Origin of the sequence: Nocardioides sp., assembly GCF_035481145.1 — a bacterium.
Lineage (GTDB): Bacteria > Actinomycetota > Actinomycetes > Propionibacteriales > Nocardioidaceae > Nocardioides.
In genome coordinates, this window is sequence record NZ_DATIHB010000042.1 from 1 (window position 1) to 20,939 (window position 20,939).

Annotated in this window: 18 protein-coding genes, 3 tRNA genes and 1 pseudogene; 7 read left to right on the forward strand and 15 right to left on the reverse strand. The window is 71.6% G+C overall.

The genetic code is table 11. The annotated features are described in order from the left end of the window. Positions 1-2,529, forward strand: a pseudogene (locus VLF38_RS03245) (hypothetical protein); the annotation flags it as partial. Positions 2,530-2,608: 79 nt separating this feature from the next. Here the strand turns inward: VLF38_RS03245 and VLF38_RS03250 are convergent. After that, the gene (locus tag VLF38_RS03250; RefSeq protein ID WP_325269855.1) at positions 2,609-4,057 is read right to left on the reverse strand and encodes an NAD(P)/FAD-dependent oxidoreductase; all 1,449 of its coding nucleotides are present in this window, start codon (positions 4,055-4,057) and stop codon (positions 2,609-2,611) included. Between the two features lie 225 nt (positions 4,058-4,282). Between VLF38_RS03250 and VLF38_RS03255 the strand changes: the two genes are divergently transcribed. The 3 genes from VLF38_RS03255 to VLF38_RS03265 are packed head-to-tail and all read left to right on the forward strand — an operon-like array spanning position 4,283 to position 5,912. Then, positions 4,283-5,176: an ATP-binding protein gene (locus tag VLF38_RS03255; protein ID WP_325269856.1), complete on the forward strand. Its 894-nt coding sequence runs from the start codon at positions 4,283-4,285 to the stop codon at positions 5,174-5,176. Further along, positions 5,173-5,589, forward strand: a complete 417-nt coding sequence (locus VLF38_RS03260; protein ID WP_325269857.1) for a fluoride efflux transporter FluC — start codon at positions 5,173-5,175, stop codon at positions 5,587-5,589. Before VLF38_RS03255 ends, VLF38_RS03260 begins: the two co-directional genes overlap by 4 nt. Next, the gene (locus VLF38_RS03265) at positions 5,589-5,912 is read left to right on the forward strand and encodes a fluoride efflux transporter FluC (RefSeq protein ID WP_325269858.1); all 324 of its coding nucleotides are present in this window, start codon (positions 5,589-5,591) and stop codon (positions 5,910-5,912) included. Before VLF38_RS03260 ends, VLF38_RS03265 begins: the two co-directional genes overlap by 1 nt. Positions 5,913-5,946: 34 nt before the next feature. On the opposite strand, the gene VLF38_RS03270 is transcribed toward VLF38_RS03265, so the two are convergent. From VLF38_RS03270 to VLF38_RS03280, 3 genes are all read right to left on the reverse strand, one after another. Further along, a complete protein-coding gene (locus VLF38_RS03270; RefSeq protein ID WP_325269859.1) occupies positions 5,947-6,300 on the reverse strand; it encodes a metallopeptidase family protein in 354 nt (117 codons plus the stop codon). Between the two features lie 160 nt (positions 6,301-6,460). Further along, positions 6,461-6,534 (reverse strand) — tRNA-Asp (locus VLF38_RS03275). A gap of 83 nt (positions 6,535-6,617) precedes the next feature. Beyond that, positions 6,618-6,690: transfer RNA gene (locus VLF38_RS03280), tRNA-Glu, on the reverse strand. 113 nt (positions 6,691-6,803) lie between these two features. Between VLF38_RS03280 and VLF38_RS03285 the strand changes: the two genes are divergently transcribed. From VLF38_RS03285 to VLF38_RS03295, 3 genes are all read left to right on the forward strand, one after another. Next, positions 6,804-6,877, forward strand: a tRNA-Phe gene (locus VLF38_RS03285). 96 nt (positions 6,878-6,973) lie between these two features. Next, positions 6,974-9,955: an SCO7613 C-terminal domain-containing membrane protein gene (locus tag VLF38_RS03290; RefSeq protein ID WP_325269860.1), complete on the forward strand. Its 2,982-nt coding sequence runs from the start codon at positions 6,974-6,976 to the stop codon at positions 9,953-9,955. A gap of 43 nt (positions 9,956-9,998) precedes the next feature. Further along, the gene (locus VLF38_RS03295; RefSeq protein ID WP_325269861.1) at positions 9,999-11,348 is read left to right on the forward strand and encodes a hypothetical protein; all 1,350 of its coding nucleotides are present in this window, start codon (positions 9,999-10,001) and stop codon (positions 11,346-11,348) included. Here the strand turns inward: VLF38_RS03295 and VLF38_RS03300 are convergent. From VLF38_RS03300 to VLF38_RS03350, 11 genes are all read right to left on the reverse strand, one after another. Further along, positions 11,300-11,497, reverse strand: a complete 198-nt coding sequence (locus tag VLF38_RS03300) for a BldC family transcriptional regulator (RefSeq protein ID WP_325269862.1) — start codon at positions 11,495-11,497, stop codon at positions 11,300-11,302. The two genes, VLF38_RS03295 and VLF38_RS03300, sit on opposite strands and share 49 nt — an antisense overlap. 221 nt (positions 11,498-11,718) lie before the next feature. Further along, the gene (locus VLF38_RS03305; protein ID WP_107698581.1) at positions 11,719-11,910 is read right to left on the reverse strand and encodes a DUF3073 domain-containing protein; all 192 of its coding nucleotides are present in this window, start codon (positions 11,908-11,910) and stop codon (positions 11,719-11,721) included. Between the two features lie 208 nt (positions 11,911-12,118). Beyond that, positions 12,119-13,189: a phosphoribosylformylglycinamidine cyclo-ligase gene (purM, locus tag VLF38_RS03310; RefSeq protein WP_325269863.1), complete on the reverse strand. Its 1,071-nt coding sequence runs from the start codon at positions 13,187-13,189 to the stop codon at positions 12,119-12,121. A gap of 25 nt (positions 13,190-13,214) precedes the next feature. Then, the gene (purF, locus tag VLF38_RS03315; protein WP_107698579.1) at positions 13,215-14,789 is read right to left on the reverse strand and encodes an amidophosphoribosyltransferase; all 1,575 of its coding nucleotides are present in this window, start codon (positions 14,787-14,789) and stop codon (positions 13,215-13,217) included. 118 nt (positions 14,790-14,907) lie between these two features. Then, positions 14,908-16,251: a dipeptidase gene (locus VLF38_RS03320; RefSeq protein ID WP_325269864.1), complete on the reverse strand. Its 1,344-nt coding sequence runs from the start codon at positions 16,249-16,251 to the stop codon at positions 14,908-14,910. A gap of 58 nt (positions 16,252-16,309) precedes the next feature. Next, positions 16,310-18,019, reverse strand: a complete 1,710-nt coding sequence (locus VLF38_RS03325; RefSeq protein ID WP_325269865.1) for an ABC transporter substrate-binding protein — start codon at positions 18,017-18,019, stop codon at positions 16,310-16,312. Next, positions 18,016-18,834: a hypothetical protein gene (locus VLF38_RS03330; RefSeq protein WP_325269866.1), complete on the reverse strand. Its 819-nt coding sequence runs from the start codon at positions 18,832-18,834 to the stop codon at positions 18,016-18,018. Before VLF38_RS03330 ends, VLF38_RS03325 begins: the two co-directional genes overlap by 4 nt. Beyond that, complete coding sequence (locus VLF38_RS03335) at positions 18,831-19,526, reverse strand: hypothetical protein (RefSeq protein ID WP_325269867.1); 696 nt, start codon at positions 19,524-19,526, stop codon at positions 18,831-18,833. Before VLF38_RS03335 ends, VLF38_RS03330 begins: the two co-directional genes overlap by 4 nt. A 3-nt stretch (positions 19,527-19,529) precedes the next feature. Continuing rightward, positions 19,530-20,246 (reverse strand): hypothetical protein, encoded by a 717-nt coding sequence (locus VLF38_RS03340; protein WP_325269868.1) that lies wholly within the window; start codon positions 20,244-20,246, stop codon positions 19,530-19,532. A 32-nt stretch (positions 20,247-20,278) separates the two neighbouring features. After that, positions 20,279-20,506 (reverse strand): hypothetical protein, encoded by a 228-nt coding sequence (locus VLF38_RS03345; protein WP_325269869.1) that lies wholly within the window; start codon positions 20,504-20,506, stop codon positions 20,279-20,281. A gap of 91 nt (positions 20,507-20,597) precedes the next feature. Next, positions 20,598-20,882 carry a WXG100 family type VII secretion target gene (locus VLF38_RS03350; protein ID WP_325269870.1) on the reverse strand — a complete coding sequence of 95 codons (285 nt, stop codon included), beginning with the start codon at positions 20,880-20,882 and terminating at the stop codon, positions 20,598-20,600. Between the last annotated feature and the right edge of the window lie 57 nt (positions 20,883-20,939).

A 20,939-nucleotide genomic window follows, 5' to 3' on the forward strand; every position in this document is an offset into this window, starting at 1 on the left:
CACGAGCAGGCGGCCGAGGCCGAGCGCCTCGCCGCCGAGCGCCTGGCCGAGGAGACCGCCGCACGCCAGCGCGCGAGCGAGGCCGCGCACTTCGCCAACGTCCGCCTCGAGGCCGAACGACGCGCCGCTGAGGAGGCCGCCCTCGCCGAGGTGGCGGCCCAGGCTCGCCGGGCTGCGGAAGAGCAGGCGCGCGCCGAGCTCGAGCAGCGCATCGCCGACGAGAACGCCCGCCTCGAGGCTGCCCGCCAGGCGGAGGCCGACCGCATGGCACGCATCCAGCAGGAGGAGCGTGAGCGCGACGAGCGCGCCCTCGCACTCGCCCGCGAGGAGCACGCGCGCAACGAGGCTGCCCGGCTGGCCGCGGAGCAGGCGGAGACCGAGCGCGCCGCCGCCGAGCAGCGCGCTTCCGCCGAGAAGGCCGCCGCTGCACTTGCCGCCGAGGCGCAGCGGGTCGCTGCCGAGCGCCTGGAGTCCGAGCGGCGCGCCGCCGAGCAGGCCGCCGAGGCCGAGCGCGCAGCACAGGCCCGCATCGAGACCGAGCGGCTCGCTGCCGAGCAGGCCGCCGAGGCCGAGCGCATCGCCCAGGCGCGCATCGCGACCGAGCTGCAGGCCCAGGAGCGGGCGGCGGAGGCCGAGCGGCTCGCTGCCGAGCGCATCGCCGCCGAGACCGCAGCACGCCAGCGCGCCGACGAGGCCGCGCGGTTTGCGGCGCTCCGCCTCGAGGCAGAGCAGCGCGCCACCGAGGAGGCGGCTCTCGCGCAGGAGGTGGCGCACAGCAACCGAGTCTCGGAGGAACAGTCGCAGGTCGAGCTCCGGCAGCGCATCGCGGCCGAGCACGAGCGCGCCGCCCAGCAGGCCGAAGCCGAGCGCATCGCCGCCGAGCGCGCCGCCCAGGAGCACGCCGCCGAGGTGGAGCGCCTGGCCCTCGCGCGCCAGGAGGCTGAGCGCGCCGCCCACGAGCAGGCGGCCGAGGTCCGGCGCGTGGCGGAGGCGCGGAGCGAGGCCGAGCGTGCCGCGCAGGAGCGTGCCGCGGAGGCAGAGCGCATGGCGCAGGCCCGCATCGAGACCGAGCGTGCTGCCCACGAACGCGCCGTCGAGGCCGAACGCCGTGCCGTCGAGGCCGAGCAGCTCGCCACCGAGCGCATCCAGGCCGAGAAGGCCGCCCGGCAGCGGGCGAGCGAGGCCGCCCACTTCGCCAACATCCGGCTCGAGGCCGAGCGCCGCGCAGCCGAGGAGGCCGCCCTCGCCGAGCAGGCCGCGCAGGAACGCCGCGTTGCAGAGGCCGACGCACAGGCCGAGTTCAACGCCCGCATGGCTGCCGCGCAGACTGAAGCCGAGCGAGCCGAAGCCGCCCGGGCCGAGGCGGAGCGCGCCGAGGCGGCCCGGCTGGCCACAGAAGAGGCAGTCCGCGCGGAGGAAGCCCGCCTCGCCGAGGCCGAGGCCGCGCGCGCAGAGGCGGAGCAACTCGCCGCCGAGCGTGCTGCCCAGGCTGAGGCGCAGCGTCTCGCTGCCGAGGAGGCGGCGCGGCGTGAGGCCGAGGAGGCTGCCCACCGCGAGGCCGAGGCAGCTGCGCTGCTCGAGGCGGAGCGTGCCGCAGCCGAGGAGGCCGAAGCCGACCAGCGCGCCGTGGAGGAGGCCGCCAGCCAGCAGGCGGCCGAGGCCGCCCGGCTCGAGGCCGAGGAGGCCGCCCGGCTCGAGGCCGAGGAGACGCCGGCCGAGCGCACCGGATCCCGCGCGCTGCCGATCCCGCCCGACACCGGTGCCTTCACGGCCCCGGCGGACGCACGCCACCGGGACGACGTCGCCGACGACCTCCCCGCGGAGGCCGCCGCCCTCGCAGCCCCGGCGTCACCCGCCGCTCCTGCTGTCCCGGCGACGCCCGCCGCCCCGGCGGCGTTCGCAGGGTTCGAGGCGTTCCGCCCGCCCGTGGCCGAGTCGCTCGCCGAGTCGGCGGTGACCTCCACCAGCTCCCTCCCCGCCGTGCCACCTGCGCCGGCAGAGCAGCACGTGGCCGCGCCCGCTGAGCAGCAGGTCGCCGCGCCTGCCGAGCAGCAGGTCGCGGCACCTGCCGAGACGACCGGTCAGCTCGAGCGGGTCCAGGGCCCGACCGGATCGGTGGACTTCGGTCGCAGCGGCCCCTCGCCGCTCGTCAACGGCATGCTTCAGCTCGTCCTCTTCGCGGTGGCGCTCGGAGGCTGCTACTTCGCCTACCTCGACCCGACGTCGGTGACCATCGGCATTGCTGCGGCCCTCTGCCTCCTGCTGCTCTTCGTCGCCTTCCGCGGCGGGTCCGGGGCGACCCAGGTCCGCATCGACGACGGCATCCTCGAGGTCCTCCAGGACCAGTCGCGCTACAAGTTCGACCTGGCCAACCCGCGCATCCAGATCGAGATGCCGGAGCCGCCGGGAAGCCGCCGCTGGCGCGTGCTGATCCACCGCGCCAGCATGGCGCCGTACGAGATCAACGGCTCGATGGTCGACCCGCAGCAGTTCACCGACGTGCTGCGCCAGTTCCGCCCCGACCTCTGAGCCTTCCCTCGAGGCAGCGGCAGAGAGCAAAGGGCCGCGCACACCTGCTGGTGTGCGCGGCCCTTCGACGTACGGCGGGTCAGCCGGCGGCCGACTCCGAGTGGACGCCGCGCTTGCCCTGGTCGGTGAGGGTCGACTCCTGCTCGGCCTTCGCCTCGAGCTTCGCACGGACCTTGTTCCAGTCGGCGGGCGCCGACGCGACCGCGGCGGTGCCACCGTCGAGACGGTTGATCGCCCGGCGCGCGAAGATCTGGGTCTCGGTGATGACCCGCTCCGAGCGCCCGCGACCCAGGAAGCTGACCAGCCAGTGGCCGAGGGCGTAGAGCCGGTTGCGGTAGCCGGTCATGTACGCGAGGTGCACCGCAAGCCACATGAACCAGGCGATGATGCCGCTCAGCGTGAAGTTGCCGATCTTCACGACCGCGCTGAAGCGCGAGATCGTCGCCATCGAGCCCTTGTCGAAGTACTTGAACGGCTTGAGCGGGGCCTTGCCGGCGAGCCGGCCGTCGATCGTCTTCGCGGCGTACTTCCCACCCTGGATCGCGACCTGCGCGACGCCCGGGAGGTTGTCGAGCGCGATCATGTCGCCGACGACGAAGACCTCGGGGTGGCCCGGCAGGGTCAGGTCGGGGTTGACGCCGATGCGGCCCGCGCGGTCGAGCGTGGCGCCCGACTGCTCGGAGAGCGACGTGCCGAGCGGGCTCGCCTGGACACCGGCGGCCCACACCTTGCATCCCGACTCGATGCGCATCGGCTCGGCGTCCTTGAACTGCACCGTGAGGCCGCGCTCGTCGAGGTCGGAGACGAGACCACCGAGGATGACCTCGACGCCGCGCTTCTCGAGCGACTTCTTGGTGACCGCGCCCAGCTTCTTGCCAAACGGCGGGAGCACCTGCGGGGCGGCGTCGAGCAGGATGACGCGAGCCTTGCTGGTGTCGATGCTGCGGAAGTCCTTGCGCAGCGTGCGGTGCGCGAGCTCCGCGATCTGTCCGGCCATCTCGACACCGGTCGGGCCGGCACCGACGACGACGAACGTCATCCGGCGGACACGCTCCTCCTCGGTCTCGGCCAGCTCGGCGAGCTCGAAGGCGCCGAAGATGCGACCTCGGAGCTCGAGGGCGTCGTCGATCGACTTCATGCCGGGGGCGAACTCGGCGAAGTGGTCGTTACCGAAGTAGGACTGGCCCGCACCGGCCGCCACGATCAGCGAGTCGTACGACGTGACCGTCTCGCGGCGCTGGATCCGCGAGGTGACCGTCTTGTTGACCAGGTCGATCTCACTGACCTCGCCGAGGACGACACGGGCGTTCTTCTGGCCGGACAGGACGTCACGCGTCGCTGGCGCGATCTCGCCCGGCGCCAGGATGCCGGTGGCCACCTGGTAGAGCAGCGGCTGGAAGAGGTGATGGTTGGTCTTCGCGATCATGGTGACGTCGACGTCGGAGCGCTTGAGGCCCTTCGTCGCGAAGAGTCCACCGAATCCGGAGCCGATGACCACCACGTGGTGGCGCTTGGCACTGTCAGTCATGTACTGGCCTTTCCTGGGCCCTCCCCGCGGGCTTACGGCCCTAGCCTGCCACCTCGAACCCCCCGCACGTCCAGCGGCCCACCGATCGCCGTCCAGCGTCCGAGATGTCGGATGTGCAAGCATGGGTCCGTCTTTTGTGTGAGGCAGATTACGTAGCCCCGTCCCGAGAGGTCGCCCGTGCCGCTCAGCAAGCCCGCCTTCCACCTGGATCCCGGTCCAGGTTGCGTGAAGCTGGCGCGCCAGTGGGCCGTGGAGTCGTGCCGGAGCCTCGGTCGCGAGGATCTCGTCGAAGCGGCCGAACTGGGCATCTCCGAGCTCGTCGGCAACGCGCTGCTCCACGCGCGCGGGCCCATCCGCATCCGGATGCGCGGCACGCGCGAACACCCGCGCATCGAGGTCCTCGACGGGTCCGACCAGCCGCCGACCCCGCCGGTCCGGGTGGCGCCCGACAGCGAGCACCTGACGACCGTCGGTCGTGGCCTCGGCCTGGTGGCGAGGGCCGCGACCTCGTGGGGCGCCGAGATCGAGCGCCAGGGAAAGGTCGTCTGGTTCGTGCCGGCGGCGACGATCGCCGACGAGCCGATCCTCGAGGGTGTCATCTTCGATGCCGATCCGCTCACCAACGGGGAGGGGCCCATCGAGGACGGCCTGCCGGTGGTCCTCCGCGACCTCCCCGTGGATCTCTATGCCGACTCCTACGTCCACCACCAGGAGCTGCGCCGCGAGTTGCGCCTGCTCGCACTCGCCCACGGTGACGCCTATCCGATCGCGTCGAGCATCTCCCGGGTCTTCCGAAGCTTCGACGACCAGCTCCGCCTCTCGCGCGGCACCTCCTCGCTCGACGCCGCACTCGAGGGCGAGGCGGTCAGCGCCTCGATCGACGCCGCGCTCGTCGTCCCGCCGACTCTGCCGCACACCGCCAGCCGCATGATCGACATGCTCGAGCTGGCCGACACGTTCTGCCGCTCCGAGCGGCTCCTCTCGCTAGCCACGTCCCCGGAGCAGCGCGCCTTCCGCAGGTGGTACCTCGGCGAGTTCGTCCGCCAGGGCGACGGTGAGCCCCCGATCCCGTGGAAAGAGGAGCTGCTCACGCTCGACGGCGAGGAGCGCGGCGAGTGAAGCCCGCACCTCCGCCGCTGTTCGTCCTGGCAGCGGCTCTGGGCGGTGCCGTGGGCGCGCTCGCTCGCTGGGGCGTCGACGCGACCTGGCCTGCCGGCACGGGCTTCCCCTGGGCCACCCTCGCCATCAACGTGACGGGCAGCTTCCTGCTCGCGTTGCTGCCGGCCTTCCCCTCCGTTCGCCGCCGCCCGGTGCTGCCGGTCCTCCTCGGCACCGGCCTGCTCGGCGGATGGACCACCCTCTCGACGTACGCCGACCAGGGACGTGCACTCCTGGCCGACGGCCGGCCGGAGCTCGCGCTCGCCTACCTCGCCGGCACGCTGCTGGCCTGCGTGCTCGCGGTCCGTCTGGCGCACCACTGGTCGACGGCGGCGGCACAGCAGGAGTTCGAGCTCGAGGAGGGCAACGAGTAGTGGAGCCGCTCCTCGTCATCGCGGGCGCCTCGGTCGGCGCCCCGCTGCGCTACGTCACCGGTCACTACCTCGACGCCCAGCTCCCCTACGGCACCCTCCTCGTCAACGTCGTGGGGGCGTTCCTGCTCGGCCTCTTCGCGGGCCTCGCCCTGGACGGCCACCAGCTGGCGCTGCTCGGCACCGGCTTCTGCGGGGCGCTCACGACGTACTCCGCGCTTGCGGTGAAGTCGGTCGAGCTGGGCCGCCGCTCGGGCACGGCGTACGCCGTCGGCACCGTGCTGCTCGCGCTCGCCGCCGCTCAGCTCGGCTTCCTCGCTGCCTGACCCACCGCGCTGCAAACCCCGTTTACAGCGGAGGTCAGCCCCAGCCGAGGGCGTGGAGGCGGTCGTCATCGATCCCGAAGTGGTGCGCGATCTCGTGCACGACGGTGATCCGGACCTCGTCAGCGACCTCCTCCTCGGTGTCGCACATGTCGAGAAGGTTGCGCCGGAAGAGCAGGATCCGGTCGGGCAGGTCGAATCCGTCCTGGATGCTCCGCTCCGTCAGGGCGACGCCGTCGTAGAGGCCGAGCAGGTCGGGGTCGTCTGCCGGGGCCTCGTCCTCGACCAGCACGACCACGTTGTGCACGAGCCGGGCCAGCTCCTGCGGGACCGAGTCGAGCGCCTCGTCCACCAGCGCGTCGAAGCGGTCAGCACTCATCTCGACAGGCACACGCGAAACCTAGCAACGCCGTACAGGGAACCCAGCCGACGAACGGCAGCCAGGCACGCGTCGTGCGGAGCACAACAGCGAGGCGGAGCCGAGCCGAGCCGATGAAATGCAAGAAGCGACGTGGTCTCTCTTCCGAGAGACACACGTCGCTTCACTCTTGCGACCCCGACGGGACTCGAACCCGCGGCCTCCGCCGTGACAGGGCGGCGCGCTAACCAACTGCGCTACGGGGCCATTCGCTTCGTGAAGAAGCGAGTGGAACCTTAGCCCATCTCCGCCACAGACTCACAATCGAGAGTCGCGAGCGGACCGAACCGCACCCCCTACCGGATTCGAACCGGCGCTACCGCCGTGAAAGGGCGGGGTCCTGGGCCGCTAGACGAAGGGGGCCCGCTCCGGTGCCTGGGCGCCGGAGCCCGCTCAGCATAGGGCCAGCCGTCGGGCACCCCCAAATGGTCGTTTTCACGGGTCCCGCACCTCTGTTGTATGGTTCTCGACGGCCCGGCCAGGTAGCTCAGTTGGTACGAGCGACCGACTGAAAATCGGTAGGTCGGCGGTTCGACCCCGCCCCTGGCCACACCCATGAAAGCCGCAGGTCCCCGGACCTGCGGCTTTCGCCATTTGAGTAGCCGAACGGACGCTGCGACGGCCCCAACTGGCTGAGGATCAGCACATGTTCCTCTACGCCGACCACACGGTCTGCCCGCGTTGCCGCGTGGCCCTCGCTCCCGCCACACCCGGCTGCGCCCGCTGCGGCGCCCGGCTCGACGACAGCGCCGCGTACGACGTCTTCGTCGCCCTGCAGCAGGTGGACCGTCTCGTCACCCGGCTCGGCGAGCGCCCCCTCGCTGCGCCGGCCCCCGTCCCCGCGCGCGCGTCGGCGAGCCCGGACGCCCCCGCGGCTGTCCCCGCGATCGCCCCTGGGACTGTCCCTGCGCCGGGGGCGGCGCCCGCACCTGCGTCCGGCGACGCACCACCGCCGATCGGGTCGCTGGCGGGGCACACCGGTCCGGGACGCCCCGTCCTCTCCGGCCTCACGGTGCCGAAGATCCTGCTCGGCCTCGGTGCGCTCTGCCTCGTGGTCGCGGCCCTGGTCTTCCTCGTCGTGGCGTGGGCTTCCCTCGGCGTCGGTGGGCGTACGGGTGTGCTGGTCGGTTTCACCCTGGTCGCGGGTGGCCTCGCCACGTGGAGCGCCCGCGCCGGACTACGGGCCGGAGCCGAGTCGATGACGACGGTGGCACTCGGACTCCTGGCCCTCGACCTCACCGGCGCGCAGGGAGCCGGCTGGTTCGGCGACCTGGGCACGGGCGGCTTCCTCGTCCTTGCGGGGACCACCGTGATGCTCGCGGGCGGCGCCGCGGCGGTGGGCGCCCGGCGTACGGCGGAGCCGCGCCTGCTCAGCGCGGAGATCGCGGCCTCAGGAGCGATGGCCGTGGCCCTCGCCGGGCTGCACGACAGCCTGCCCTTCCCGGACGCCGGATGGGTGCTCGCCAGCATGGTGATCGCCGGGCTCCTGGCACTGGCGGGGTGGAGACTTCGGCTCGAAATCGTCCTCTGGACGGCCGTCTGCCTCGCGGGCGCGGCCTGGGCGGGCCTGTTGGCGATCGGTGGCATACGCGCTCTCTCCGAGCCTTCCTGGTCGGGGCTCCTCGACGACCTCCAGACCTGGCCCCTGCTGGTGGCGGCGCTGGTCGCGGCCACGCCCGCGGCGCTCGGCCGCCTCCCCCTCCCCGTGCGCGTCTCCGGACCCGCCGTCGCCGTCGCCCTGCTCACCAGCCTGCTCGCCACGCCCGCGCTGGACGAGGGGCTCCAGGTCGGAGCGCTCGCGCTCGTCACCGTCGTCGCGGTCCACGCCCTCGCAGCATGGCTGCTTTCCGGTCCGTGGCACGCGGTCACCGCGGCGCCGCTCCTGGTCGCCGGCGGAGGAGCCGGCCTCCTGGCCATCGTCGCCGCGCTCCGGGCAGTCGCCGACTCCGCCCTGCTCGACCACGGCCTCTGGTCCGACGACGCCGGCAGCTACGTCCTGGCGTGGGGCGTGGACGGCACCTGGGCCGCGCTGATGCCCCTGACCGCAGCAGCAACCGCGGTCGCCTCCCTCACCCTCCTGCACATCGGGCGACTGGATCCACGACTCGTCGTCGCGCCGGCCGGTGCGGTCGTCCTGGCGGTTTCCTCCCTCTCCCCCGTGCTGTACGCCGTGCCCCGCTACGTCGCCGTCGGCAGCCTCGTCCTCGTCGCCGCGGCACTCCTGGCCTGGGCCCTCAGGCGCACCGACCCGGTCGCCGGCGTCCTGGGTGTCGCCCTCACCCTCCTGGCACTGGGCGGCGCACTCGCCGACGACGGCCTCACGATCGCGGTCCTCTCGCTCCTGACCACGGCCCTCGCCGTGGCCGAGACCCGGCGTACGCCGGCGTGGCTGGCCGACGTGGGCGCCTGGCTCCTTCCGGCGAGCGCTGCTGCCACCACCTGGGCGATCGCTTCGGCTGCGCACCTCGACGGCGGCTGGCGGGCCGCGCCGGTCATCGCCGTCGTCGCTGCCCTCGCCGTCGTCCGGCCGGCCCCCGCGCACGAAGCGGTGGGCCTCGGTTCCGCCCTGGTCGCGATCGTCGTCTCGTCGGGCTTCCTTCCCGTCGACCTCCGCCTGGTCGCGGCCCAGCTCCTCACCGTGGCGCTCGTCGCGACGTACGTCGGCGTACGCCGTCGGCCGGAGGCGGGCCTGGTCGGGCTGGTGCTCCTCGGTTGCGCGGGGCTCGCAGCCTGGGAGGACCCCGTGACCGCCGCGATCGTCCTCGCCGTCGCCACGGCGGTGACGACCTTCCACGAGGTCCGCGGCCCCGAGGTCCCCGGCCGTGAGGACCGCACCGACACCACCGCTCTCGTCGCGCGGTGCGCCACCCCGGTCGCACTCGGAGCCCTGCTGTGGACGCTTGCCGGCCTCGGTGGTGCGAGTGCCGCGTGGCAGGGCGTCCCCGTGGTGGTCGTCCTCGGAGCCCTGGCCGTCTGGCGACCGGACCCCGAGCGGGAGGTGCCGGCCGCTCTCGTCGCCACCTGCGCAGCCGCCGCCTCACTCGCTGCCCTTCCCGACCCGCAGGGCTGGGCAGCGGCCTACCTGACCCTCGGCGGCGTCGCCTGCACCCTCTCGGCCCTCCTGCACCCGACCCGCCGACTGGTCGCCTGGGCGGGCCTGGCCCTGCTCACGGCCGCGACGTGGCTCCGGCTCGAGCAGCTGGGTGTCGGCACGGTGGAGGCCTACACGCTGCCGCTCGCTGCGGTTCTTCTCGCCGTCGGCACCTTCGCCCTCCTCCAGGGCGACCGGTCCAGCCTGCGCACCCAGGGCGCGGGGCTCGGACTCGCGCTGGTCCCGACCCTGCTGCAGGTGCTCGCGGAGCCCCTCGCCGTGCGGGCCGCGATGCTCGGCGTCGGCTGCGTGGTCCTGGTCGGGGTGGGCGTCGGCAAGCGCTGGGCTGCTCCGCTGCTCGCCGGCGGCGGCACCCTCGCCGTCCTGGTCGTGCGGCAGATGACCACCGCACAGACGCTGCCCCAGTGGGCCCTGATCGCGCTGGCCGGGGTCCTGCTCACCTTCCTGGGCCTCACCTGGGAGCAGCGGCTCGCCAACGTCCGCACCGCGGCTGACTACGTGCGCGGCCTTCGCTGAGGGCGGCGACCGGGGTCGGACGGGGGTCGCTAGGGTCGCGGGCATGATCCCGCCCCTGGCCCTCGTGCACCGGTTCCGGCCGGTCCAGCTGGTCCAGCACGAACGCCTCAGTGGGTTCCGTGCACCGTTCGTGGCGGTCGAGGCGGAGCTCGATCCGGCGGCCCCCTCGACGGCACTCAGCCTCCGGTCGGGCGACACGCTGCTGAGCGCCATCCACGATGCGCGACGGCGCCGGGTCCGTCTCGAGGTGCACCTGCCGGGTGCGACCCAGCGCATCCGGAGCCGGCGCCACGGCCGCGTGCGCGCGATGCCGGTCGCCCTCGCCCTCACCCTGACCGGCCGCTGGCTCACCGCCTGGACGCGCGACACCGCCGACGGTCCCTGGACCGCACGCTGCAAGACGGCCGTGACCGACGTCGTCGAGGTCCGCGACCCCGCCTTCCTGCACAGCCTCGCGGTCGTGGAGCCCCAGGGCACGGCCGGCTGGCGTGCGGGCACGTTCGGCCAGGTCGGCCTGCGCGACCTCCACGTCGTCACGTACGCCGACGGGTCGGCGTACGTCCGCGACGGTCGGCACTACGTGACGGCGACGCAGGCCGGACCCGGGTTCGCGGACACCGCGCAGACCGGCGTCTGGTCCTGGCGGGCCGGCACGGACGATCTCCGGCCCGAGGCGCTGCTCTGGTGGCGCCGCGACGGACTCGTGCACGGCGACCACGCCGTGCACCTCGTGCGTGACGGCGAGGCGTGGAGGGCGCTCGCGAGCACGTGGGGTGACTTCGCCCGCACCCGCGTGGCGATCACGCAGGTCACGACGGCGACCGACCTGCTGACCGGCGAGCACGTCCTCGAGGCGGAGGAGGTCGACCTGCCCCGCCCGCCCGGTGCCCAGAAGGGCGTCTGGGACCCCCACCTGGTCTGCATCGACGGGGCCTGGCACCTCTCGTGGGTGACCGCGCGCAGGTTCTTTGACTTCCGGCCGGCGCTGGCGCGTGCAGCGACGCCGACCGGACCCTGGGAGCTGGTCGGCGTGATCGAGGACCGGACCGCCACCGAGGGCGGCGTGATCGTCGAGACCGAGGAGGGCTGGCGCCTGCTCGCCAGCGACGGCGTCGACAACCGACGCGGGCTACGGCAGCGCTACCCGGCGTTCGACCTGGAGCTGCGCGAGGTGGGCGCGCTGGACGCGCCGTACGGATCGAACATCCCGTGGCCGAGCGTGGTCCGCCTGCATGACGTGCCGTCGGAGTGGGCGATGCTCACCTTCGACGGCACGGAGTACGGCGGGCCGCTCCCGGGCTACGGGACGCACGGTGACGTGCTGGTGCTGCGGAGCGGGAGCGCTCAGTCCTCCTCAGTCGCCGCCTCGAGCAGCGCACGGACCTCGGACTGACGGAACCGGCGGTGGCCGCCGAGCGTGCGGATCGAGCCGATCTTGCCGGCCTGTGCCCAACGCGTCACGGTCTTGGGGTCGACGCGGAAGAGCGCGGCCACCTCCGCCGGCGTCAGCAGCGGATCTTCGTCGACAGAAGTCGCAGTCATGAGGTGCACACCTTCCCGAGATTGGTTCACGTCAATGGAACCCGAATTCCACCGATTTCGCGCCGGGTGCCCGAAGACGCCCGCCCCCGCGAACAACTCCAGCCTGCCACACGGATCGCACCAGTTGCCATTCGTGACGGCCCGGGTGACCGAGGTCACCCGTCATCTGCGCATGCCACAGGTCCGGCCGGGGTAGCGGCCGGGAACGACGCTCGAGAGCGTCAGTCGCGCGAGTCGGAGTACTCCGACCAGTCGCCGTACTCGTCCTCCGGCGCGGAGTCGGGCTGGCTCGTGTAGGAGCCAGTCTGTGAATGCAGCTCGTTGGCCAGCGCCCCGAAGTCGGTCTCGTGAGTCCGGTACTTCAGGTCGCGGGCGACCTTCGTCTGCTTTGCCTTGGCTCGGCCGCGTCCCATAGGAGCCGACCCCCTCGCGCGTCTGCCGGGGCTGGCGTTTCAGCCAGCACGCCCGGTCTGGGTTCGTTGTCTCGTGGGCCCAACGCTACCGGGTCCGTGGTCGTTACCGGAAACCGACGACAGGCGACGAGACGTGGCGGTCACCACGCGCACCCACGTGGGGCGCGCGGGCAGGTCGCGGGCAGGCTCCGGGCCCGCCCGCGAGGGGTCACCAGCCGGGGTGCTGACCGGTGAGGGAGACGGTGCCGTCGCCGGCCTGGACCTCACCCGCGACCCACGCCTCGACGCCGTGCTCAGCGAGCGTGGCGATGGCGGTGTCGACGTCGCCGGCAGGGGTCAGGGAGACCATGCCGACGCCACAGTTGAGGGTCGCCTCGAGGCTGGCCTGGTCGACGCCACCGGCGGTGCGGACGACGTCGAAGATCGGCTGCGGAGTCCAACTCGCGCGGTCGAGCGTGGCGCTCAGGTGCGCGGGCATGACGCGGGCCAGGTTGTTGGCCAGGCCGCCACCGGTGATGTGCGCCATCGCGTGCGTGCCGGTCGCGTCGGCCAGCGCGAGGCAGGCCTTGGCGTAGATCTTGGTGGGGACGAGCAGCTCCTCACCGAGCGTGGAGCCGAGCTCGTCGACCTGACGGTCGAGCTCCCAGCCGAGCTTGGTGAAGAAGACGTGACGGGCCAGCGAGTAGCCGTTGGAGTGCAGGCCGCTCGCCTTCATCGCGATGACGACGTCACCGGCCTCGACCTTGTCGGCGCCGAGCAGGCGGTGGGCGTCGACGACACCGGTCGTCGCGCCGGCCACGTCGTACTCGTCGGGCGCGAGGAGGCCCGGGTGCTCGGCGGTCTCACCGCCGACCAGCGCGCAGCCGGCCTCGGTGCATGCCTCGGCGATGCCCTTGACGATCGCGGCGATGCGCTCGGGGACGACCTTGCCGGTCGCGATGTAGTCGGTCATGAACAGCGGCTCGGCACCGCAGACGACCAGGTCGTCGACGACCATGCCGACGAGGTCGAAGCCGATGGTGTCGTGCTTGTCCATCTTCCGCGCGATGTCGACCTTGGTGCCGACGCCGTCGGTGGAGGTGGCGAGCAGCGGGCGCTCGTACTTCTTCAGCGCGGAGGCGTCGAAGAGGCCAGCGAAGCCGCCCAGGCCACCCATGACCTCGGGGCGACGCGACTTGGCGACCCACTCCTTCATCAGGTCGACGGCGCGGTCGGCGGCCTCGATGTCGACGCCGGCCTCGGCGTAGGCGTTCGGGGTCCCAGTCGGGTTGGCAGTCATGGGCTTTCCTTCGCTGTACGGCGGGTCAGGGGCGCGCGAGCGCGTCGGAGGCGCCGCCGGCGGCAGCGGTGGTGGAGACGCCGTCGAGCGGGTCGACGACACAGCAGGGGTCCTGCTCGATCTCCAGGACGTCCTTGCCACGGACCTCCGCGAGCGGCACGGGGTACTCGCCATCGAAGCAGGCACGGCAGAACGAGTCCATCGGCAGGGTCGTCGCGTCGACGAGGTCATCGAGGGAGACGTAGCCGAGTGAGTCGGCACCGATCGAGGTGGCGATCTCGTCGGCGGAGAGGCCGTTGGCGATCAGCTCCGCGCGGGTGGCGAAGTCGATGCCGTAGAAGCAGGGCCACTTGACCGGCGGGCTGGAGATCCGGACGTGGACCTCCTTGGCACCGGCCTCACGCAGCATCCGGACCAGGGCACGCTGGGTGTTGCCGCGGACGATCGAGTCATCGACCACGACCAGGCGCTTGCCCTCGATGACGTCGCGCAGCGGGTTGAGCTTCAGCCGGATGCCGAGCTGCCGGATCGTCTGGCTGGGCTGGATAAACGTGCGTCCCACGTAGGAGTTCTTGACCAGGCCGACGCCGTAGGGGATGCCGGACTCCTCGGCGTAGCCGATGGCGGACGGCGTGCCGGACTCCGGGACCGGGATGACCAGGTCTGCGTCGGCCGGGAACGCGCGGGCGAGCTTCCGGCCGATCTCGACACGGACGCTGTGGACCCGCTTGTCGGAGATGATCGTGTCGGGACGCGCCAGGTAGACGAACTCGAAGAGGCAGCCCTTCGGCTTCGCCTCGGCGAAGCGGCGGGTGCGGAGCCCGTCGGCGTCGATGATCACCATCTCGCCCGGCTCGACCTCGCGGACGTACGACGCTCCCACGATGTCGAGGGCAGCCGTCTCCGAGGCGACGACCCAGCCACGCTCGAGGCGGCCGAGCACGAGCGGACGGATGCCCTGGGGATCACGCGCGGCGTACAGGGTGTTCTCGTCCATCCAGACGAGGCAGTAGGCGCCGTGGACCTGCGGCAGCAGCTCGGCCGCCTTCTCCTCGACGCTCTGGTCCTTGTGGAGGGCGAGCAGGGCGGTCAGGACGGAGGTGTCGTTGGTGGCGCCGCTCGGGCCGCGGACGTCAGCGGGCAGGCCACCCTCGGCGTCGGCGATCTCGTCGAGCTTGCCGGCGAGCGCGGCGGTGTTGGTCAGGTTGCCGTTGTGCGCCAGCGCGATCGAGCCGTCAGCAGTCGGGTGAAACGTCGGCTGCGCGTTGTGCCAGGTGCTCGCACCGGTCGTGGAGTAGCGGGCGTGGCCGATCGCGATGTGGCCCTTGAGCGCCTCGAGCGTCGCGTCGTCGAAGACCTGCGAGACCAGGCCCATGTCCTTGTAGACGAGGATCTGCTTGCCGTTGGAGACCGCGATGCCCGCGGACTCCTGGCCGCGGTGCTGCAGCGCGTAGATGCCGTAGTAGGTCAGCTTGGCGACGTCCTCGCCCGGAGCCCAGACGCCGAAGACGCCGCATTGGTCCTGGGGACCCTGGTCCTGGGGGTCGAGGGCGGCTGTCAGCCGGCCGTCGCCACCCTTGCGCGCGCGGTTGTGGGACACGACGGGAATTCTAGGTCCTGACAAGCGACGCGCCGAACCGTGGACGTTTTCACCGGAACGGTCGCGGAGTCGAGTGTGCTCATCGAGGTGTTCCGCAGACGCAGCGCCCTCGGTTCGCTCAGGCCGAGCCCAGCTTCTCCAGCAGCAGCGTCTCGGCCACGCAGACCCGCTCGAACTCCGCCAGGTGGAGCCCCTCGTTGGCGCCGTGCGCCCGGGTGTCGGGGTCCTCCACACCGGTCACCAACACGCTGGCCTGCGGAAACGCGTCGAGGAACTCCGCGATGAAGGGGATCGACCCGCCGACACCCATGTCGACCGGCGCGACGCCGTCCCACGCCTCGGCGAAGGCGTCGCGTGCCGCGTCGTACGCCGGGCCGGTGGCGTCGATCCGCGTGGCCTCGCCGGTGTCGACCGGCGTGACGGTGACCTGAGCACCCCAGGGCGCGTGCGACGTCACATGCCGGGTGAGGCACTCGAGGGCGCTCGTGGCGCTGTCGCCGGGCGCGACGCGCAGGCTGACCTTGGCCCGCGCGACCGGCACGAGCGTGTTGGAGGCACCGTCGACCTTCGGGGCGTCGAGGCCGATGATGCTGAGGCTCGGCTTGGTCCAGAGCCGCGCGACCGCGCTGCCGTCTCCGATGAACGAGACCCCGTCGGCGATGCCGGACTCGGTGCGAAGACGCTCCTCGGGGTAGACGATCTCGGCTGCGGGGCCGCTGTGCAGGCCCTCGATCGCGACGTTGCCTGCGTCGTCGTGGAGCGTGCTGATCAGTCGGCTCAGCGCGATGAGCGCGTCAGGAACGACCCCGCCCCACATACCGGAGTGGACCGCGTGGTCGAGCGTGCGGACCTCCACGTCAGCGCGGACCAGGCCACGCAGGCTCGTGGTCAGCGCGGGCACGCCGATGTCCCAGTTAGCGGAGTCGGCGATCACGATCACGTCGGCGCTGAGCTCGTCGAGGTGGGCCTTCAGCAGCGCGGGGAGGGTCTCGGAGCCGACCTCCTCCTCCCCCTCGATGAAGAGCCGCACGGTCACCGGCAGGTCGTCGCCGTGCGCGCGGATCGCGGCGAGGTGCGCGGCGATCCCGGCCTTGTCGTCGGCCGCACCGCGCGCATAGAGGCGACCGTCGCGCTCGGTCGGCTCCCACGGAGCCGAGTCCCACTCGGCGTGGTCGTTCTCCGGCTGGACGTCGTGGTGGGCGTAGAGGAGCACCGTCGGCGCCCCCTCAGGGCCACGCTTCTCGCCGATGACGGCCGGCGGGGCGCCGTCGTGCGAGCGCACGATCCGCGCGTCGAAGCCCTCCGCCACGAAGAGGTCGCGGGTCGCCTCCGCACTCCGCTCCACCTCGCCGGCGCGCGCGGGATCCGCGCTCACGCTCTGGATCCGGACCAGATCCTCGAGGTCACGGCGCAGCTGCGGCATCAGCTGCTGGATCTTCTGGCGGGCAGTGTCGACGCTCATGAGTTGGAGGCTAGCGGCGGAGCTGTCGCCAGCCTGCGCCGAGGAGGTCACGACCCGACTACTTTCCGGGTACGACGCTCCACTCCGCCGCCGACGCGGTCAGGACAGCAGCCGGACCGGGCTGCGCCGCGACCCCGGTGACGTGCGGCGAGCTCACGACCACGACGGGATTCATCGCGAGGGGCACGGCGATCGCGTCCTCGAAGATCGACCGCTCGATCTTCGCAAGCAGCTCGCGGACGGCGTAGATGTCGGTGGTGCGGTCCAGGCGAGCGATCATGCCCTCGCGGCCCGGGCTCGCGAGGCCGGTCAGGTTGAGTGCCGGGGACCCGCCCCAGAGCAGGGAGAGATCGAGCGTGGTCGAGGGCACCTGCGCCCGCACCAGCATCGCCTGCCAGGTGCCCTTCGCGGTCGGGGAGAAGCCAGACCGTCCGCAGTCACGGATCGCCCACCCGGCTTCGGCCATGCCGGGACCGAGCGCCCGGAACGCCGCTTGCGCGAAGGCGTCGCGGGTGTCGTAGCCGACACATACGGGCGTGCCACGCGACAGGCCGGCACTGGCCAGCTCGACAGCCGGGTCCTCGGCAGACCCCAGCGTCTCCTTGAACTTCGCGTCCTCCCTGATGACCTCGGCGGCGTCGCCACCGGGCGCGCTGAGGAGCATGTCGGAGGACTCGAAGGCGCCGCCCCACGGGCCTGCGCCCGCCTTGACCAGCTGCTCGCGCGGCACGGAGCGCAGGAACGCGGCGCGCGCCGGGTGCCGCTTGAAGACGCCACTGTCCGCCCGCAGCGCCAGCATCCAGAGGGAGCCATCGTTCGTCGATGTCGAGGTGTAGTCGCGGCGCTCGAGCTCATGGATCGCCTCCCAGTTCTTCTGATGGGGAGGAACCTCGATGACGTCCGCCGTCGTGCCGAGCGCATCGAGCTTGCGGCCGTCCGGCGTCTGGACCAGGTCGATGCGGGCCACCTTCGGCGCGTGGGCGCCGACGTACGCGGGGTTGGCGAGGAGGCTGACCACCTGCCCACCGTCCTTGCCCGTGCCGACCTCGTCGACGACGTACGGGCCGCTGGAGAGGAGGAGTCCGCGGGCGGGAGTCTTGCCGGCCTCGAGGGAGAACGCTTCGTTCCAGGCCTTCGCGACCGCGATCAGCGCCTGGCTGTCACGGTCACGGACGACCTCGATGACGCGCTGCTTGGCCTCCATCGGATCCTCGACACCGAACGCCAGCCGGCCGACGACGTGCGCAGGCACCGTCGGCGCGAGGGCTGAGCTCCAGTCGCGGACCGGCTGGGCGAAGGAGACGGTGATCGCCCGTCCGAACTCGTCGACCTCCACCAGGCTCTCGCTCTGCGCCAGGCCGGTCGGCAGCGGCTGGAAGCCGGAACGGCGGTCGGAGCCGGCGATCCAGGCCAGCAGCAGGTCCGCCGCGTCCAGGGGTACGCCGTCCGACCAGGCGGGCTCGGCGAGGTCGTAGCGGACGCTGAACGGCTTCTGGTCGACGATCTTCACCGCACCGAACGAGGTGTCGGGGGTGAACCGGCCGTTGACCACGGCCCCGAAGCGGCTGCGCGTCATCGAAGCGACGTCGAGGTTGCCGGGGCTCTGCCCGAGCATCGAGGCGGTGTTGGTGCTCGTGAGCGGTCCGGACCAGGCGACGGTGACCTTCGTGTCCTTCGCAACCGATGCCGGAAGGCCCGGCCCTGAGCACGCGCTCAGGACCAGGCCGGCGAGCAGGGTCGTCCCACCACGCCAGACAGCGATCCTCACGGGCGGCCCACCTGCAGCTCGGTGTAGAAGGTCGCGCGACGGGCCGCGGAGACCACAGCGGCGTCACCGGACCACGCGCCGATCTGGTCGAGCACCCGCGACGCGGTCGAGAACGCCCAGGCCCAGTCTGCGGGCTGGAGCGTCGCAAGGTCGCCGTGGAGGCTCTCGAGGACCAGCCAGCCGTCCGCGACGTGCACGTCGAAGGAGGCGGAGAGCAGCTTCCAGAAGTCTCCCGAGCCGCGCAGGAACGCCTCCACCCGCTCTTCATCCTCGGGCGCGAGCCAGACGTCGTAGCCGAGATCGCGCGAGCGATCGAGTCGCTTGTCCGATCGCGACGTGGCCGGGGCCTTGCCCATGGGAGTCCCGAAGTCGCCATCGCCGCCGGGGATCGCGGACAGCACCATCGCACCGACGCCCAGGCCGATCGAGACCGCGCGCGCGGGACTGATCGTGCCCAACGAGCGCGACGTCAGGCGGAAGTCGGGCAGCTCGATGCCGTGCTCGACAGCGATGAAGCCGAAGCGGGTCGGCTTCAGGTTGACGCTGATCGCCCTGCCGGAGTTGCCGAACTCGACCCGCTGGGGGCCGTCCCAGCGCACGACGTCCTCACACGTGGTCACCCAGCGCGAGACGGCGGCGCCACTGATCGGATGCTCCTCGTCCCCGGGCCGCGACGTGCCGGCGTACTGAAGGCCGTTGGCCACGGCGAAGCGCTCGATCGACTGGGACCTGGCGCCTGGCCGGAGCCGGCCCATGCTCGCGGCTCGTCCGCCCTCCAGCGGACGGACATCGAACCAGTAAGACTGCTCCGTCACTGCACGAGATCCGAGGTGAAGCCGTCCCGCGTGAAGTCGGTCGGCTCACCCAGCCCATCCGTGACGCTGTCCATGTAGGTGTTCAGGTCTGCCGCGGTGATCGGCTCGCCGAACGCCTCGCCGCTCACCGCGTTGAGCTGGACGACGACTTCCTCGACCACCGCGTTGCGCACCTCCGGGCCGACCTCCTGCGTCGCTGTCGCCGACAGCTCGCTCATCGCGGTCGAGACGGCGGTGTTCCCAAGGGAGAGCAGCCCGTTCAGCGCCTTGAGCCCCTCGTTGTCACTGATGTGCTCCATCGCCTTCGAGAAGTCCCCGTTGCGAAACAGGGGCAGCGCCTCGCGCAGTGACGTCAGCTTGGCGAGGTCCTTCGGGTTCACCACCGGCGAGTAGTGCTCGAGGAGCCCTCCGCGCCGGATGATGAGGTCCACCATCTGCACGTAGTCGTCGGTGCCGGTCCGGTTGCCGTCCCGACCCTCGCGGGTGCGGTTGTTCTCGATGCTGTCGCGGAAGTTCTTGCGCGCCGTCGCAAAGCGACCCAGATCCGCGTCGGTGTCCTTGAGGGTCGTGCGGTTGAGTGCAAGCTTGGCCTGCTGCGACTTGAACTTGCTGGGAAGCCCCATGTTCATGTGGGTCCCGGCGAAGTCGACCGAGAACTTGATGTCCTTGAAGAGCTGCGTGAGTTTCGACATGGGTCACTCCGTGAAGTGCAGGTTCGCGATGTTCGCAAGGAACTCCGTGATGATGGTTTCGGTGTCGGTCGCGTGCTGGTCCATGTCGGCCTCAGCCTGCTCCATGGCCTGGATGTCGAAGTAGACGCCGCCGAGATCGGCCATGGTGTCCTCGACGAGGGGGGCGTCGAGGATGAGCTGGATCAGACCCGGGATCTCGTCCTCGAGGAACCTGATCACGGGCCCGTCGACGACCTCGATGAGGCCAGAGATGGCGAGGTCCATGATGATCCCCATCGCGATCTTCTGCGCGACCATCTTCGCCGCTGCCGCTCCGGCACCCAGGGGACCGAGCAGGAGGAGCGGCACGATCGTGGCCACGGTGAACGCGATCTCGGCGAGGAACTTGCCCTTGAGGCCAGCGACGGCGACCGCCGCGCCGTTGACGCCCGTTGCGACGGGATCGAGGGAGTCCAGGAACCGCTGCATGTTCTGGGACCGGTTGGTGTTCCAGGCGGTGATGTAGGCCTCGCCACCCCGGCTGCGAACGCCGGCCGCGAGGTCGACGCCGACCTTCTGGTCGGCGTTCTGGATGAGGCCCTCGAGGTCATCGCGGAACTGGCGGATGTACTCCGCCGCCTGCCAGACCTCGCCCTCGTTGATGTCCGGCCACTCCAGGCCGAGCTTGTCCAGAATCCAGATCAGATTGTCCGGCAGCATGATCGTCGGCCACGACGCCATGGTCTTCCCCCTTTGGTTTTCCGCCCCTCGGCTCAGAGCCAGGACGTGTCGATGTCCGGGTGCTCTTCCTTGGCCAGGTCCAGGTAGCGCCTGCCCTCTTCGCTGTCCAGGAAGGCCCGAGCATGGGCGATGAAGGTCTGCGGAGCCTCCTCCGCCTCGTCGGCCGTCCCGAAGGGACCCAGCCAGGCGTCCTGCCGCTCCGTGGCCCTGACCACCTGGGCGTTCGCCACGTCGTACCAGTAGCTCTCGTTGTTCGACATCGAGTTCTCCGCGTTTTCGGTGCTGTTGCTACGAGGGTCGACATGGGGCCGCGGGCGAGTGCCACGCGGCCCCCTGTCGGCAGGTCAGGACTCAGCCACCCGCGGACTGAGTGTCGAACTCCTCGAAGCCGTTGCGGATCTCGGTCAGCCGCTGCGACATCTGGCCGATGGCGTCGGAGGCCTGGGTCAGCTCGTCCGTCAGCGTGGCGTAGTCCTCGTCGAACTGCGGCGAAGCCTTCTCCGTGTTGAAGCCCGACGCGGTCAGGTCGGCGACGAGGCTCTTCAGCTCGTTCAGCAGGTCGACGATCGCGCCCTGACCGTCGGTCAGCTTCGCGGCGGCGTCGTCGATGTCGTCGTAGTTCAGCTCAAGGCTCATGAGGTAACTCCCCGTTCTGTCAGGAGGTCGTGGTGACCGTCCTGGTTGGTTGACTTT

Excerpts from the sequence above, each read along its gene's own strand:
- VLF38_RS03250 (WP_325269855.1), bottom strand. The coding sequence starts at position 4,057 with ATGACTGACAGTGCCAAGCGCCACCACGTGGTGGTCATCGGCTCCGGA.
- VLF38_RS03295 (WP_325269861.1), top strand. The coding sequence starts at position 9,999 with ATGATCCCGCCCCTGGCCCTCGTGCACCGGTTCCGGCCGGTCCAGCTG.
- VLF38_RS03290 (WP_325269860.1), top strand. The coding sequence starts at position 6,974 with ATGTTCCTCTACGCCGACCACACGGTCTGCCCGCGTTGCCGCGTGGCC.
- VLF38_RS03320 (WP_325269864.1), bottom strand. The coding sequence starts at position 16,251 with ATGAGCGTCGACACTGCCCGCCAGAAGATCCAGCAGCTGATGCCGCAG.
- VLF38_RS03305 (WP_107698581.1), bottom strand. The coding sequence starts at position 11,910 with ATGGGACGCGGCCGAGCCAAGGCAAAGCAGACGAAGGTCGCCCGCGAC.
- VLF38_RS03345 (WP_325269869.1), bottom strand. The coding sequence starts at position 20,506 with ATGTCGAACAACGAGAGCTACTGGTACGACGTGGCGAACGCCCAGGTG.
- VLF38_RS03335 (WP_325269867.1), bottom strand. The coding sequence starts at position 19,526 with ATGTCGAAACTCACGCAGCTCTTCAAGGACATCAAGTTCTCGGTCGAC.
- purM (WP_325269863.1), bottom strand. The coding sequence starts at position 13,189 with ATGACTGCCAACCCGACTGGGACCCCGAACGCCTACGCCGAGGCCGGC.
- VLF38_RS03350 (WP_325269870.1), bottom strand. The coding sequence starts at position 20,882 with ATGAGCCTTGAGCTGAACTACGACGACATCGACGACGCCGCCGCGAAG.
- VLF38_RS03300 (WP_325269862.1), bottom strand. The coding sequence starts at position 11,497 with ATGACTGCGACTTCTGTCGACGAAGATCCGCTGCTGACGCCGGCGGAG.
- VLF38_RS03340 (WP_325269868.1), bottom strand. The coding sequence starts at position 20,246 with ATGGCGTCGTGGCCGACGATCATGCTGCCGGACAATCTGATCTGGATT.